Raw genomic sequence first — 14,141 nt, 5'->3', positions numbered from 1 at the left:
CATTTCGCGCGCTTCGCGAACGGAGCTCGTAACCGAAGAGACAGCCTGATTAGGCATATTTCAGACGACAATGGGGAGTATCTCTATGAACAAAATGATTGCGGCTCTGGCGGGCGTTGCCGCCGCCGGTGTTTTTGCGACCGGTTCGGCCCAGGCCGCCGAGACCCTGGACGCCGTTAAGGGCCGCGGTGAGCTGGTCTGCGGTGTGTCAACCGGACTGCCCGGTTTTTCCGTCCCCGATGACAAGGGCGCCTGGACCGGCATTGACGTCGATACCTGCCGCGCCGTCGCCGCTGCGGTCCTGGGCGACGCCAGCAAGGTCAAATTCGTTCCGCTGACCGCCAAGGAGCGCTTCACCGCCCTGCAGTCCGGCGAAATCGACATGCTGTCCCGGAACACCACCTGGACCGCCACCCGTGACACCTCCCTGGGCCTGAACTTCGCAGGCGTGAACTACTACGACGGCCAGGGCTTCATGGTTATGAAGAGTCTGGGCGTGAAAAGCGCCAAGGAGCTGTCCGGCGCATCGGTCTGCATCCAGGCTGGCACGACTACAGAATTGAATCTTGCCGACTACTTCCGCCTGAATGGCATGGAGTACAGCTCGGTCGTGTTCGATACCTCCGACCAAACCATCCAGGGCTTCGAGGCCGGTCGCTGCGACATGCTGACCTCCGACCAATCCCAGCTCTACGCCCTGCGGACCAAGCTGCCCGATCCCTCCGCCGCCATGGTCCTGCCGGAAGTCATCTCCAAGGAGCCCCTCGGTCCCGTGGTCCGTCAGGGTGACGACGAGTGGTTCAATATCGTGAAGTGGTCCCTGTTCGCCCTGGTCAACGCCGAGGAATTCGGCATCACTTCGGCCAATGTGGATGAGAAGAAAGAGAGCAAGGATCCCAACGTCGGTCGCCTGCTGGGCACCCAGGACGAGTTGGGCCCCCAAATGGGTCTGGAAAAGGATTGGGCCTACAACATCATCAAGCAGGTCGGCAATTATGGCGAGGTGTTCGAGCGCACCGTCGGCATGGACTCTCCGCTGGAAATCTCCCGTGGCCTGAACGCCCTGTGGAGCAAGGGCGGCATCATGTATGCCCCGCCCGCCCGCTAAGGGATTCTAGGAAAACGGGGGGTCGGAATACCGGCCCCCCGTTTTCCGTTTAAAATATTACGGTTTGATATCATTTTCACCGAAGGAGAGTCCGGTGAGCAAAACACCCGAGGGGAATGGCGGCGGCGCCCCCGTGGTCAAGCCGCCTGCCTACCGGGATCCACGTGTGCGGGCCATCGCCTTTCAGGTGCTGACCGTCCTGGTCCTGGTCTGGTTTTTCTGGATGATTTTCCAGAACACATTGCACAACATGGAAAGCCGGGGGATCACCACAGGTTTTGGTTTCCTGGACCGGCCCGCCGGTTTCGGGATCCTTATGAGCCTGATCCCCTATGACGAGACAATGTCCTATGGGCGGACGTTCTTCGTCGGCCTTCTCAATACCTTGCTGGTTTCCATCCTGGGCATCATCCTGGCCACCATTCTGGGTTTTTTGTTGGGCATTGCCCGGCTGTCCAAGAACTGGCTGATCGCCAAAATCGCCCTGGTCTACGTTGAGACCCTGCGCAATATCCCCCTGCTGCTCCAGATTTTCTTCTGGTACATTGCCGTGCTGCGCAGCCTGCCTTCACCCAAACAAAGCCTGAACATGGGTACCGCAGCGTTCCTCAACAACCGGGGTCTTTACGTCCCGGCCCCGGTGACGGAAAGCGGTTTTGGCGTGGTTCTTCTGGTCCTGGCGGCGGCCATCGTCGGCGTCTGGTACATGGCAAGATGGGCCAAGGCCAGGCAGATGGCCACAGGCCAGCCCTTCCCCACGTTCTGGGTCGGCTTGGGGATCATCATCGGTGCGCCGCTCCTGACATTCCTGGTCCTGGGCGCCCCCATGAGCCTGGACTATCCCGCCTTGAAGGGCTTCAATTTCGTGGGTGGCACCCGGATCATTCCGGAGCTGATGGCCCTGCTCACAGCCTTGACCATGTACACCGCCACCTTCATCGCGGAAATCGTCCGCTCTGGCATTCAGTCCGTTAGTCATGGCCAGACGGAAGCGGCCAATTCTCTGGGCCTGAAAACGGGGACGACCCTGCGTCTGATCATCATTCCTCAGGCCATGAGGGTGATCATCCCCCCCCTGACCAGCCAGTATCTGAACCTGACCAAGAACTCGTCTCTGGCGACAGCCATTGGCTATCCCGACCTTGTCAGCGTGTTCATGGGCACGACCCTGAACCAGACCGGGCAAGCCGTCGAAATCGTCGCCATGACCATGGCCGTTTACCTGGTCATCAGCCTTGTCATCTCGGCCCTGATGAACTGGTACAACACCTCCATGGCCTTGAAGGAGCGCTGACCCCATGGCCACTTTCGAACTCAAGGAAGCCCTGCCGCCGCCTTCGAGCACCGCCGGGCCAATCGGTTGGATCCGCGCCAACCTGCTGTCCTCGCCCCTGAACATCGTCCTAACCCTGTTGGGCGTCTATCTGGTCATCACGTTCCTGCCTCCCCTCTTGGACTGGGCGATCTTCAGCGCCGATTTCACAGGGAAGACCCAGGACGCCTGTGTATCGGGGGGGGCCTGCTGGACCTTCATCATCAACCGACTGCCCTTCTTCACCTACGGCTTTTACCCCGAGCCGGAGCGGTGGCGGGTGAACATCGGTTTCATCCTGCTCGCCGCAGTGATTGTCCCGCAGTTCATCAAGGCCTTCCCGGCCAAGCAATGGATCGGTCTTTTTGGCCTGACCGGCCTGCCGATCCTCGTCGCCATCCTGCTGAGCGGCGGGATTTTTGGGTTGGAGTCCGTCCCCACCGACAAATGGGGCGGCCTCATGCTGACCCTGGTGCTCTCCTATGTGGGCATCGTCGCGGCCCTGCCCATTGGTGTGGTTCTCGCCCTGGGGCGGCGCTCGCAGATGCCAATCGTGCGCATGGTCTGCACCACCTTCATTGAGCTCTGGCGGGGTGTGCCGCTGATCTCGGTGCTGTTCATGGCCTCGGTCATGCTGCCCCTGTTCCTGCCCGAAGGGGTCAGCTTCGACAAGCTGCTTCGCGCCCTGATCGGCATTACCATGTTCCAGTCGGCCTATATGGCCGAGGTGATCCGGGGTGGGCTACAGGCCATCCCTCGGGGGCAATATGAAGCCGCCTCGGCCTTGGGGCTGGGCTATTGGCGCTCCATGGGGCTGGTCATCCTGCCTCAGGCCTTGAAGCTGGTGATTCCGGGCATCGTCAACACCTTCATCTCCCTGTTCAAGGACACCACCCTGGTGCTCATCATCGGCCTGTTCGACATTCTGCAGACCGTGAACTCCTCCATCGTCGACCCCTCCTGGAACAACGTGGCAAAGGAAGGGTATGTCTTCGCCGCCTTCAGCTTCTGGATCTTCTGTTTCAGCATGTCCCGCTACAGCCAGGCCCTGGAACGCAAACTGCACACTGGTCACAAGAGGTAAGCCATGTCCGAAACCATCACCGAAGATGAAATCCGCTCCCACCATGACCACCTCGGGCACGAGGTTGGCCGGGAAGTGGTCATTCAGATCGAGAAGATGAACAAGTGGTACGGAGAGTTCCACGTACTGCGCGACGTGGACCTGACCGTGCACCGGGGCGAGCGGATTGTCATCTGCGGCCCCTCTGGATCGGGCAAATCCACCACCATCCGCTGTATCAACCGGCTGGAGGAGCACCAGCAGGGCCGTATCCTGGTGGACGGGGTCGAGTTGAACAATGATGTGAAGAACATCGAGGCCATCCGACGGGAGGTCGGCATGGTGTTCCAGCACTTCAACCTGTTCCCCCATCTGACTGTCCTGGAGAACTGCGTGCTTGCCCCCATCTGGGTGCGCAAGGAACCCCGCAAGGAGGCCGAAGCGCGGGCCATGCACTACCTGGAACGGGTGAAGATCCCCGATCAGGCCCAAAAGTACCCGGGGCAACTGTCCGGCGGCCAACAGCAACGGGTGGCCATCGCCCGCTCGCTCTGCATGCAGCCTAAAATCATGCTGTTCGACGAGCCGACCAGCGCCTTGGATCCGGAAATGATCAAGGAAGTGCTCGACACCATGGTGACCCTGGCCGAGGAAGGTATGACCATGCTCTGCGTGACCCACGAAATGGGCTTTGCGAAGACCGTGGCGGACCGGGTGATCTTCATGGACCGGGGCCAGATCGTGGAAGAGAACGAACCCCACGAGTTCTTCAACAACCCCCAGAACGAACGCACCAAACTGTTCCTCAGCCAGATTTTAGCGCACTGAGTTTTCACAGAGCTCCAAACAGCCGCGTCGACCCTCCGGCCCAATTGCTGGAGGGTTTTTTTTACAAATAGGAGCTTGGGGGTCTGGGGCCTTTCGGCCCCAGTGGGGAACGGCAAAGCCCCGTGACGGGAAAACACCTATTGTCCTGTCCCCTGGCCATGACATGGCCCAACGTGATCTCGGAGCACTCTAATGATCTGAGCAGAGCCCAGACTCTTCCCCATGGGGAAGTCCCTTTAGAGTGCCTTTTTCCGTCTCCCCCTATTCGGCTTCCCGGACGGTCCGCAGGAACGAGTCCACCTGTTTGCGCATGTCACTGGCCTGCCGGACCAGCGTTTCCGACGTGCTCAGAAGGCGTTCGGCGGTCCCTCCAGTTTCCTTGGCTTCTGCATTCACTTCGTCAAGGCGCCGACTGTCCGCGTCGGTCCCATCGGAGACTTCCGCAATACGTTGGACGATGTTCTGGGTAGACTGGTCCTGGGCTGCGACCGACTGGGCGACCCGTTCTGCGATCGCCTCGATGTCCCGGATGATCGTCTCGACGCCCTGGATCACGTCCACTGCTGCGGTCGTGGCCTGCTGCATCTCTCCAATCTGCCCACTGATCTCCTGAGTGGCCCGGGCTGTCTGATTGGCCAGAGTCTTGACCTCATTGGCCACCACGGCAAATCCCTTGCCCGCCTCTCCTGCCCGCGCCGCCTCGATGGTCGCGTTCAAGGCCAGCAAGTTGGTCTGGGAGGCGATATCGTTGATCAAGCGCACCACCTCGCCAATGTTCTGGGCAGATCCGTTCAGGTGGACGATATCCTCACTCGCCTTGCTGGTCCGGGACACGGCCTCGCGGGCGGACCGCAAGGACTGGTCCGTCTGGCTGGCAATGTCTCGGATGGAGTCCGACAGGGCCTCCGCCGCCTCGGTCACGCCCCGGGCGTTGTCCTTAGCCGACATGGCCGAGGAGGCCACCAATTCGGCATTACGAGAGGTTTTGGCCGCCGACCCCGACACGCCGCGTGCAGCGCCCTGCAAATCATCCGCAGAAGAGGACACGGATGCGACCACGTTGGTCACCGACGCTTCAAAGCTATCGGCCAAGCGGTGCATTTCCTCCCGCCGCTGCCTCTTGGTCCGCTCCTCTGCCTCTGCGGCCTCCTTGCGCAGGGTTTCCACTTGGCGGGCATTGTCACGGAACACCCGGACGGCCCCGCTGATCATCCCCACTTCGTCCTGTTTGCCCGTTTCCTGAACCTCGACATCCAAATCACCATCGGCCAGCCGCCGGATGCTTTCCGTCAGGGGGCGAAGGGGTGCAATCGCCCGCATGATCCACAGCACGAACCCACCCCCAAGCAGCAAGGCCAGAACCGTCAGCAGGATCATCTGCAGTTGGAAATCCGTCGACATACCCCGCGCGTTGTCCGTCAGCTTGCCGTTGCTCTGTTCCTCGTAATCGATGAAGGCATTGATCCGCTTCAGCCATTCGACGATCTCGGGGCGAGCCTTGTCCAGCAAGAGAGTTCGCGCCCCCTGCTCATCCCCCTTTTTACGTAAGGCGATGACCTGCTCCATGTGGGGGAGCGTGACTCCCTCGATCTCCTTGATGGAGGCAAGGATCCGCTGCTCTTCCGGCTCGACAGTCTTCGGGTCGGCCATCATGGCGTCCATGCCCTTGGCCGCCTCGACATAGTCCTTGGCCAGCTTATCGATCAGGGCCAGAGTCGCGGTCAGTTCGGCACCGTCGGACAGAAGAACGACATCTCGCAGGGCGATGCCCCTGTCGTGGACACTTCCCCGAAAGTTAATCGCATACCGTTGCTTCACGCTATTCACGTCGTTGATTACGGTCAGATCCTGGTCGATCTGACGCACCTGAATGATCCCGATGCCCGACAACAGGATCATGAGACTGAATATAATGGCGAACCCCGCTGTGACCCGGGTCTGGATGCTTGAAGCGCCGAATTTCTGCATGACTGACATCTCCATAATAGGATGCCAATATAGGGACAACCTCCACCCGATAGCTAGCGAGCGAATTTGAAATATTCTGTCATCAGATTGGAGCGAGTCACATTTCCGTAATGGTTCGGAGAGCTGAAAAGGTTAACAACTCCCCTCAAATAGATTCCATGGTTCACGACAGTGCCTCGTGTTTCTTGGGCAATTGCCCAAACCCATTTGGGGGCGATGCCCCCAAACCCCCATTTCTCTTTTAAAAATAAGAGCCTGGGGTCTGGGGCCTTTCGGCCAGCGACCACCTGGCGTCTGGGGCCTTTCGGCCAGCGACCACCTAGCGTCTGGGGCCTTTCGGCCCCAGTGGGGAACGGGGCAAAGCCCAGTGATCAGCTTGAGTCAAGCTGGCCCAGTTTCATTCTCACGAGATGGATTTTAGAGTGCCTCAAGGCGCGTTGACCATTTCGGTAATCGCCTCTTCCAGGGGAACATTGATCGCAACGATCTCGTTGTCGTCCAGAAATCGCAGTTCATTGCGCGTCAGATCGTCCGTGATGATCGCATAATGGGGCCCCTTGGACCGCTTCATGATCTGTTTGGCATAGGTCCGCAGCATCTGGTCGTAGAAGCGACAGCCCATGAAAACGAACCCCCGACTTTCTCGGATGTCCTTCACCCGCTGAGGGATTGGGGTTTGGATGTCGATCTCTGTCAGCACCTCGACATAGTCACTGTCGCTGATCAACAGGTCGCAGGAAGGCCAGGACGCGCCATGGGGTTTGTAGAGCACCGTCTTCCAACCATTGACCGCATCCACGCCCACTTCGGCGCCGCTGGCATCGAAGGCCTTGTAGTAGCGATCTTCACCCACGGCGTTGCGGGTACCGCCCTGGAGTTGCCCCCAGTCGCTCCGCCCCTTCAAGGCTTCGGACTGGGTGGCGTCGTACCAGGTATCGACGATCATCGGCAGGGCCTCCAAGCTGGCAAGCCAGGTCTGCAAGGCACCTGGAGCCGGAACCGGCTTGAAGATCTCCTCCATCATGCGCACCAGGGTGATCCGGTGCCGATTGGTCTCGATGTATTGGGCTGAGGCCCAAAGGTTATTGCGGATACGTCCGGGAACGCCAACCTTTTGGGTCAGACGTTCCACTAACCCCCGGGTGGAAGTGGGGACGGGGCATTCCGCCTCGCCCACTTCCAAAACGCCGGGGCCCAAATAGGGGATCAGCGTTCCACCGGCGATACCCGCCGCCACGGTTACCAGAAGGGACTTCGCTTCCGTCAGGGAGGTCATCGACAAGGAGGTCATCGGGATCACTCCTCTCCGCTGGAGATTTTGCGGGCTTCAACGGTGATGGGAAGACGGGTATCGGCGGCCATTTCGGGCATCTGAAAAACCCAACCGTTGGCCAACTTGGCCCATCCGCCCCACAGACCGTCATTTTCCATTTCGACGACCATTTCCTCCATGTCCTTTTTCGGGACATAGGCTTCATAGCCCTCGGATTTTTTTCGGATCATCACCTTCATTAGACTTCATCCTCCACTTTCTCGAGTTCCCGGGAGCGCATGCCGACCAGTTTTCCGGTTTCAACGAAGTCGACACCGAAAATGTAATAGCGCTGTAGGAACGTCCCGATGGAGTTCACGTATCCCACGTCGCCCTTGCGAACCAACACCTCGCCGATCTCGGCGCCGGGATAGGTTCCGTCATTCTTGATGTGTTTGGTGGAGCGGACCTTGGTCCCGTAGTCAAAGACCGGATCACTATCCAGCTCGGTCAAATCGAACATGGCGGGAGGTGCGACATCGGACATGGGGGATCACTCCGGTTGCTTGAGGGGGATGACCGAAGCCCCGGCACCACGGGATCGCACGACCTCGCGCACCAAGTCCTCGGCGTCGTCTTGCATCATCACCAAATGGTCGGCGTCGATGCGTTCGGCGACCGCATGGCGGACCCGAATATCCGGATCACGGGCCAGAGCACCGAGTTGTTCAGGTTCCAGACGACGGGCCACTTCGAGCCGCACGTCAGGGTCCAGATCCCAGACCATGGTCAGCAACCAATCATTGCCAATACGCCGGGCGACTTGGCGGCGCACCTGGGGATCGGGGTCCCGTATCATCAGGGCCAGCATGCTGGGATTCAGTCGGCGGGCCACCGTGACGCGAACGTAGTAGTCGGGATCGTCGGTAAGCGGCACCAGATCGCCATCTTCCAGACGGTTGGCCACACCCACCCGGACTTTGGGATCGGGATCGGCGCGCAGCTTGAGGATTTGCGCCCTGGGTAAGCGCTGGGACACCATCCAGCGCACTTCCGGATCGACATCCTCGATCATCGCGGGCAGCTTGAACACATTGGCGTAGCGGGCGGCCAAGGCCCGCGCTTCGAAATAGGGATGGGTCAGGTACCCATCGGACAGGTCGGGGTTGGTTCGGAAGAAGGCGTCGATGATCCGGGCCCGCCGGTCCTGGACACAGGCACGTCCCTTCACGCAATGGCCTTCGGCCTTCAGGTCCCGGTGGGGACAGATGGCACAATCGACGGCCTTTCCTTGCCAATCAAGGCGGTCTTCGCCACTGGTATCGCACGGTACTCCCATGGGACTCTTCCCCTTGTCAGGCTTTCCGTTCGTCCGATCTCCCTTGGGCTTCTCTGAGTCCAGCCGTGCGGGATGAGACATAAGCCTGCCGCAGACTTCCGCGTTTGACTAAGCCAGAAGCAGTCTTCTGCGATTGATTAAAGAGGTCCGGAACCGACTGGTCTCCCCCAAGCTCCAGTCGGCCCCGGAAACCCGCGGTCCAATTAAGCCGGAACGCAGGCGTCGGTCGGGCACACACCCACGCACTTCGGCGCGTCACCGTCGCATTCGGTGCACATCTTCGGATTGATGATGTAGGTGTCCCCTTTCATGGAAATGGCGGCATTGGGGCATTCGAACTCGCAAGCGCCGCAGACAGTGCAGGAACCGGCTTCGATCTTCAGGGCCATATCTCTTACTCCTTAACGTCGATGTCTTTAGATGGATCAAGGTGATACCGGACCGGACTCACCCCGGCCCGGGGGTCCGTGGCGGGGTTAGGCGATCGCCTTCCCCTCCGACGGCGCGAAGGCGTCGATTCCGGCCGATTCGGCATACCAGGCGCCGATAGCGGTCTCGATGTACTCAAGCTTGTAGTCCTCGCGGACTTCCAGGCCGGCGTCTTCCAGAACCTTGCGGGGACCGCCGCCGACCTTGGCGGTCATCACCACATCCACGCCCTGCAGGGCATCCACGATGGCGGGCCAGACCTCTTTGTTGTCAAAGCCGCCGACGCAGTATTTGTCCGGCAGGCGCCGGTGCCCGGAGAAGCGGACCCCCTTGGCGTCCACTTCGTAGACCTGAAATTCGGTAACCTTGCCGAAATGGGCGTTGATCCGCGCCCCACCCTTGGTGGTGATCGCCACGAAGCGGGTCGGGACTTCTTCAACCAGGACCTGGGACAGGCCTTCCTTGGCCTTGCGGGCGGCAGCCTGACGATCGGCCCGTTCGGCCTCCACATAGGTCCGGTACTCTTCCCGTTTGGTGGTATCGACGGTGATCTGTTCGGGCAGTTTGTCCATGGTGAATTCCTGCCCGCGGTCCTCGCCCAGCAGGCCGACGGCATCGGCGCGGCACTGGCGGCAATGCTTCATCAGGTTAGCACCACCGGACAGCTCGTCCTGCAGGGACTTCAACTCGGCCGGGGTTGGCCCACGCTGGCCGGTCAGACCGAACTGCGTACCGTGCTCAGCCTCGGAAATCAGCGGCATGATGTTGTGCAGGAACGCGCCCTTGGCCTTGACGACCTTGTTCACCTCCTTCAAATGCTCGTCATTGACGCCAGGAATCATCACCGAGTTGATTTTCACCAGGATCCCCCGGGCGACCAGCCCCTCCAGACCTTCCATCTGGCGATCCAGCAGGATCTTGGCCCCTTCGACACCGGTATAACGGGTGCCGTTGAAATAGACCCAGGGGTAGATCTTCGCACCGATCTCCGGGTCCAGGCAGTTCAGGGTGATGGTGACATGGTCGATGTTGTGCTTGGCCAACTCGTCCAGGTGATCCGGCAGGGCCAGACCGTTGGTCGAAATACAGTACTTCAGGTCCGGCAGGTGTTCTTCGACCAGCTTGAAGGTCTCGAAGGTCTTGCGCCAATCGAATAGGCTGTCCCCGGGACCAGCGATGCCCAGAACGGAGAGCTGGGGCACTTCGTTGGAGACAGCGATCACCTTGCGGGCTGCCTGTTCCGGCGTCAGACGCTCGGACACCACGCCCGGGCGGCTCTCGTTCGCGCAATCGTACTTTCGGTTACAGTAGTTGCACTGAATGTTACAGGCCGGGGCGACAGATACATGCATCCGAGCGAAGAAGTGATGGGCTTCTTCCGAATAGCAAGGGTGATCCTTGACCTTCTCCCAGACTTCAGGAGGCATGTCATCGGGACCGGAGGAGTCACCGCAGCGTCCTTCAGTAGAACATCCGCCAGAGGCGACGACGTCACGCAGCTCGGCGGTATCCGAGACGCTGGAAATGCTGTCCAGGGAAATGACCTGTTGCGACACGATCCCTCTCCTTCTTCCGTTGGCGCCCCATGAGGCGGCTGACTGGGAAGAGATAAAGCAAAGATGATGCCAAACTATGTTTTGTTTAAAATCAATTGATTACCGAAATGTCAGCTCTGTCGGTCTTCCGACAATTGTGGGTTTGTCGACATCGGACTTGGGTCAGATCACATTGAGCATCGAACGGAAAACCGGTGCACAGGACACGACAGTGTCTCGTGTTTTTTGGGCGATTGCCCAAGCCCATTTGAGGGCAATGCCCCCAAACCCCCATTTTTCTTTTAAACATAACAGCCCGGGGTCTGGGGCCTTTCGGCCAAAAAGAATAGTTGGGGCCTTTCGGCCCAGTCGGGGCGGGGCAAAGCCCCGTGACGGGAAAACACGCCCTGTCGTGTATCGTGAAACCGATGCCCACTTTTCCTCTCATACCAAGCGGCGCGGGTTGAAACCCACGCCGCTTTTCTTGCGTTCAAACGCCAGGCGGGCTTTTACGCGCCATAAGGCGCGGCGGCCACTTGGCGGCTTCCAAGGTGCGGTGAGGCAAACTCACCGCACCTGGGTATCAGCGCTCCAGAATCTCGCTTTTCCGGATGCGTTCCATACCCCGGAAACGAAAACGCCGCCCCGAGATACGGAGCGGCGTTTTTCTTACAAAGCCCTGAGCTCACATGCGCTTTAACGGGATGTCGTATTTCTTCAGGGCATAGCCAATCTGCCGCGGGGTCATCCCCAGCAAGCGCCCCGCCTTGGCCTGGACCCAACCGGCCTTTTCCATGGCCAGGAGCAGCCGATCCTTTTCACTCAGACCACTATCATTGAAATCCCCGGGCAAGTCCCCGCTCAAATCGCCAGGGGCCGCACCCTGGTCATGGTATCGGCCCCCCTCCCCCACGGGGTTATCGGATCCAGACAGTGGCCCCGGGACGGATGGAGCGGGATACCTGGGCCCAGGTATCGAGGGCCGTGCCGCCCCAGGCCGGGCCGACGCCGAATGGGCATTATCCCAGGCCGTACTGAAAGTATCGGGAACATCCTGTTCCGTCACCGGCGCCAATCCGCCAATGGACTTCCCTGCTCCCCGCCGGGTCCAAAGGGTTGCCGACAAACATTGGTCGTTGTGGCAGGACAGGCCCAGTTCCTGGATCACATCATTCTGAGCCAGAGTCGCAGCCCGGAACACGCAGTTTTCCAGTTCCCGGACATTGCCGGGGAACTTGCAGCAACTCATGACCTCGAGCGCACCGTCGGAAAAGCGCATCCCCCGGCCATTCTCCTCGTTGAATTTATCGAGGAAAAACCGGGCGAGCAGGGGCACATCTTCCTTCCGTTCGCGTAGGGCGGGCAGAAAGATGGGGACCACGTTGATGCGGAAATACAGGTCGGCCCGGAATTCCCCCCGGGTCACCGCGTCTTCCAGGTCCTTGTTGGTGGCCGCGATCAAACGGACATCCACCTTGATGGTCTTGTTTCCGCCGACCCGCTCCAACTCCCCTTCCTGCAGGACGCGCAGCAACTTGGCCTGAAACTGGGGAGAGACCTCGCCGATCTCGTCGAGGAACAGCGTGCCCCCCGTGGCCATCTCGAACCGCCCCTTGCGGTCGGAAGTTGCGCCGGTGAACGCGCCCTTCTCATGGCCGAAAAGTTCCGATTCCAGCAAGGTTTCGGTCAGGGCGGCACAATTGACCTTCACGAAAGGCTTGTCGGCCCGGGGGCTGAGGAAGTGGACGGCCTTGGCGATCAGTTCCTTACCCGTACCGCTTTCCCCACGCAAAAGCACCGTGGCGCGGGATGGCGCCACCTGGCGCACCTGGGCGGACACCTTCATCATCGCGTCGGAATGGCCAATCACGTTATCCAGGCCTGCCGCAGCAAACTTGCCCGTTTCCGGGCGGGGGATGGCCTTTTCCAGGCGGGCCTTTTCCAGGATCAGCCGTTCCCGGTCTGCGGCGACCTTGTGTTCCAGACTCACCGCCTGACCAATCAGATTGGCAACCATTGTCAGGAATCGGACATCATGCTCGAACTGGAAGCTGTTGGTTCCGTCCCGATGGCGTTCGATGGACAGAGTCCCGAAGGGCTTGCCAATGGTCTTCAGGGGCACGCAGATCAGGGACTGCACCTCGTCTTCCATCACATCGGCACCGGCGGCGTAGCGGACGAACTGGGCATCGTCGGCCAGGGAGTGGATGATCACGGGCATGGCCGTGCCGATCACCTGTTGGGCCAGGGCCAGGGGGAAGCGTTCCTCCCCCTCCTGGGCACGGCGCAAGGACATGCCTGCCACCGCGATGACCTCCAACTCTCCATGGTCCTCCCGCAGGGTTACGACCCCCCGCCGCATCTGCAAATAGGACGACAGGATATTCAAGACATCATGGATGGACTTCTCGAGATTAAGCGTGGATCCCAGGATTTTACTGATCTCGTAAATCGTGATCAGGGGAAGGGAGTTGTCGACACTCCCTTCCCGGACTTGCGAGCGGGTCTGTGTGATGTTGACCGTGTCGAGCATATCGATTGTCCTCGAGTCCCTAAAGCTGGTGGACACCCCTTCAAAAGAAGCGGCACCTTCCGAGCCGCCCCCTCCCCCCGTTTCAGAGTGGGCAGCCATTCCTTGGCTTCCGCGCGATGGCTCAAACCAAGGGCCATTGATGGCCCGATTTTATGGACGATTCCCTATTTGGACATTCGATGCCGTCCTTATTCACTTACATTAGCGTATTTTGTGGGCAACGCAACATCGGCTCCGACAATTCTGCCCAAGCTTCAATCAAAAGTCTCAGATCCGGTCCCTCCGATCTACGCCCTATTCCGCTGGAACGCCATTTCGAAGACAAAGCAGGACCGAATCGACCCCCGGTAAACTCCGCAGCCATTGGGCCAGATGGCGCGCCACCCCATCCTCCAAACCGACCACTTGAACATCAAGAACCATTTGTTCTCCCTCCAGGGTTGAGACCAGACGACTGGGCACAAACCCCCGCTTGGACAATTGGCCAACGACCCGTTCGATCAGCCCCGGCTCGGCAAGGGCCTGGATGGCCAGACAATGGGGCTGACTGTTCGCCCCGGTGTCTGAAGAAGAACCCTGCGAAGAGGTCACCTGTGAAGAAGTCGCGGAAAAGCTGTTCATGGGATAGGCTCCTTGCTCCCGAACCGGGGCGGACGGGGCGTTCCACGCCATCTCAATCCACAGAGGTTCAGGCCCGGGCACATGACCCGGGACAATCATCCACGGCGGAAGGGGGAACCCCTTCTACCATCCACGGCGGAAGGGAGAGGCCCC

The 14,141-nt window shown here is 59.9% G+C and carries 13 protein-coding genes; 4 read left to right on the top strand and 9 right to left on the bottom strand.

The genetic code is table 11. The features are described from left to right. The first annotated feature begins 85 nt into the window (after positions 1 to 85). The 4 genes from ACLIRY_RS10115 (at position 86) to ACLIRY_RS10100 (ending at position 4,311) form a co-directional block, all read left to right on the top strand. Positions 86 to 1,108, top strand: coding sequence for an amino acid ABC transporter substrate-binding protein (locus ACLIRY_RS10115; protein ID WP_413205247.1), 1,023 nt, complete (start codon positions 86 to 88; stop codon positions 1,106 to 1,108). Positions 1,109 to 1,202: 94 nt separating this feature from the next. Then, positions 1,203 to 2,402 carry an amino acid ABC transporter permease gene (locus ACLIRY_RS10110; RefSeq protein WP_413205246.1) on the top strand — a complete coding sequence of 400 codons (1,200 nt, stop codon included), beginning with the start codon at positions 1,203 to 1,205 and terminating at the stop codon, positions 2,400 to 2,402. A 4-nt stretch (positions 2,403 to 2,406) separates the two neighbouring features. Continuing rightward, a complete protein-coding gene (locus ACLIRY_RS10105; protein WP_413205245.1) occupies positions 2,407 to 3,504 on the top strand; it encodes an amino acid ABC transporter permease in 1,098 nt (365 codons plus the stop codon). A 96-nt stretch (positions 3,505 to 3,600) separates the two neighbouring features. Next, positions 3,601 to 4,311 (top strand): amino acid ABC transporter ATP-binding protein, encoded by a 711-nt coding sequence (locus tag ACLIRY_RS10100; RefSeq protein WP_413205348.1) that lies wholly within the window; start codon positions 3,601 to 3,603, stop codon positions 4,309 to 4,311. Positions 4,312 to 4,572: 261 nt separating this feature from the next. On the opposite strand, the gene ACLIRY_RS10095 is transcribed toward ACLIRY_RS10100, so the two are convergent. From ACLIRY_RS10095 to ACLIRY_RS10055, 9 genes are all read right to left on the bottom strand, one after another. Then, positions 4,573 to 6,279 carry a methyl-accepting chemotaxis protein gene (locus ACLIRY_RS10095; RefSeq protein WP_413205244.1) on the bottom strand — a complete coding sequence of 569 codons (1,707 nt, stop codon included), beginning with the start codon at positions 6,277 to 6,279 and terminating at the stop codon, positions 4,573 to 4,575. Between the two features lie 427 nt (positions 6,280 to 6,706). Beyond that, positions 6,707 to 7,570, bottom strand: a complete 864-nt coding sequence (locus tag ACLIRY_RS10090; protein ID WP_413205243.1) for an SIR2 family NAD-dependent protein deacylase — start codon at positions 7,568 to 7,570, stop codon at positions 6,707 to 6,709. A gap of 5 nt (positions 7,571 to 7,575) precedes the next feature. Then, positions 7,576 to 7,791, bottom strand: a complete 216-nt coding sequence (gene nifT, locus ACLIRY_RS10085; protein WP_413205242.1) for a putative nitrogen fixation protein NifT — start codon at positions 7,789 to 7,791, stop codon at positions 7,576 to 7,578. Then, positions 7,791 to 8,078, bottom strand: coding sequence for a nitrogen fixation protein NifZ (locus tag ACLIRY_RS10080; protein WP_413205241.1), 288 nt, complete (start codon positions 8,076 to 8,078; stop codon positions 7,791 to 7,793). Before ACLIRY_RS10080 ends, nifT begins: the two co-directional genes overlap by 1 nt. A gap of 6 nt (positions 8,079 to 8,084) precedes the next feature. Then, on the bottom strand, positions 8,085 to 8,870 hold the full coding sequence (locus ACLIRY_RS10075) for a 4Fe4S-binding leucine-rich repeat protein (protein ID WP_413205240.1): 786 nt from the start codon (positions 8,868 to 8,870) through the stop codon (positions 8,085 to 8,087). 203 nt (positions 8,871 to 9,073) lie between these two features. Beyond that, positions 9,074 to 9,259: a 4Fe-4S dicluster domain-containing protein gene (locus ACLIRY_RS10070; RefSeq protein ID WP_413205239.1), complete on the bottom strand. Its 186-nt coding sequence runs from the start codon at positions 9,257 to 9,259 to the stop codon at positions 9,074 to 9,076. A gap of 87 nt (positions 9,260 to 9,346) precedes the next feature. Next, positions 9,347 to 10,855 carry a nitrogenase cofactor biosynthesis protein NifB gene (gene nifB / locus ACLIRY_RS10065; RefSeq protein WP_413205238.1) on the bottom strand — a complete coding sequence of 503 codons (1,509 nt, stop codon included), beginning with the start codon at positions 10,853 to 10,855 and terminating at the stop codon, positions 9,347 to 9,349. A 664-nt stretch (positions 10,856 to 11,519) separates the two neighbouring features. Continuing rightward, positions 11,520 to 13,367 carry a nif-specific transcriptional activator NifA gene (nifA, locus tag ACLIRY_RS10060; RefSeq protein ID WP_413205237.1) on the bottom strand — a complete coding sequence of 616 codons (1,848 nt, stop codon included), beginning with the start codon at positions 13,365 to 13,367 and terminating at the stop codon, positions 11,520 to 11,522. 294 nt (positions 13,368 to 13,661) lie between these two features. Continuing rightward, entirely contained in the window at positions 13,662 to 13,988 is a 327-nt protein-coding gene (locus tag ACLIRY_RS10055; RefSeq protein ID WP_413205236.1) for a hypothetical protein, read from the bottom strand. Positions 13,989 to 14,141 lie beyond the last annotated feature (153 nt).

This window comes from Rhodospirillum sp. A1_3_36 (genome assembly GCF_047263945.1).
Classification (GTDB): Bacteria; Pseudomonadota; Alphaproteobacteria; order Rhodospirillales; family Rhodospirillaceae; genus Rhodospirillum.
This window is presented reverse-complemented; position numbering and strand designations above follow the sequence as displayed.

Excerpts from the sequence above, each read along its gene's own strand:
- ACLIRY_RS10115 (WP_413205247.1), top strand. The coding sequence starts at position 86 with ATGAACAAAATGATTGCGGCTCTGGCGGGCGTTGCCGCCGCCGGTGTT.
- ACLIRY_RS10105 (WP_413205245.1), top strand. The coding sequence starts at position 2,407 with ATGGCCACTTTCGAACTCAAGGAAGCCCTGCCGCCGCCTTCGAGCACC.
- ACLIRY_RS10100 (WP_413205348.1), top strand. The coding sequence starts at position 3,601 with ATGAACAAGTGGTACGGAGAGTTCCACGTACTGCGCGACGTGGACCTG.
- ACLIRY_RS10095 (WP_413205244.1), bottom strand. The coding sequence starts at position 6,279 with ATGCAGAAATTCGGCGCTTCAAGCATCCAGACCCGGGTCACAGCGGGG.
- ACLIRY_RS10090 (WP_413205243.1), bottom strand. The coding sequence starts at position 7,570 with ATGACCTCCTTGTCGATGACCTCCCTGACGGAAGCGAAGTCCCTTCTG.
- nifT (WP_413205242.1), bottom strand. The coding sequence starts at position 7,791 with ATGAAGGTGATGATCCGAAAAAAATCCGAGGGCTATGAAGCCTATGTC.
- ACLIRY_RS10080 (WP_413205241.1), bottom strand. The coding sequence starts at position 8,078 with ATGTCCGATGTCGCACCTCCCGCCATGTTCGATTTGACCGAGCTGGAT.
- ACLIRY_RS10075 (WP_413205240.1), bottom strand. The coding sequence starts at position 8,870 with ATGGGAGTACCGTGCGATACCAGTGGCGAAGACCGCCTTGATTGGCAA.
- ACLIRY_RS10070 (WP_413205239.1), bottom strand. The coding sequence starts at position 9,259 with ATGGCCCTGAAGATCGAAGCCGGTTCCTGCACTGTCTGCGGCGCTTGC.
- nifA (WP_413205237.1), bottom strand. The coding sequence starts at position 13,367 with ATGCTCGACACGGTCAACATCACACAGACCCGCTCGCAAGTCCGGGAA.
- ACLIRY_RS10055 (WP_413205236.1), bottom strand. The coding sequence starts at position 13,988 with ATGAACAGCTTTTCCGCGACTTCTTCACAGGTGACCTCTTCGCAGGGT.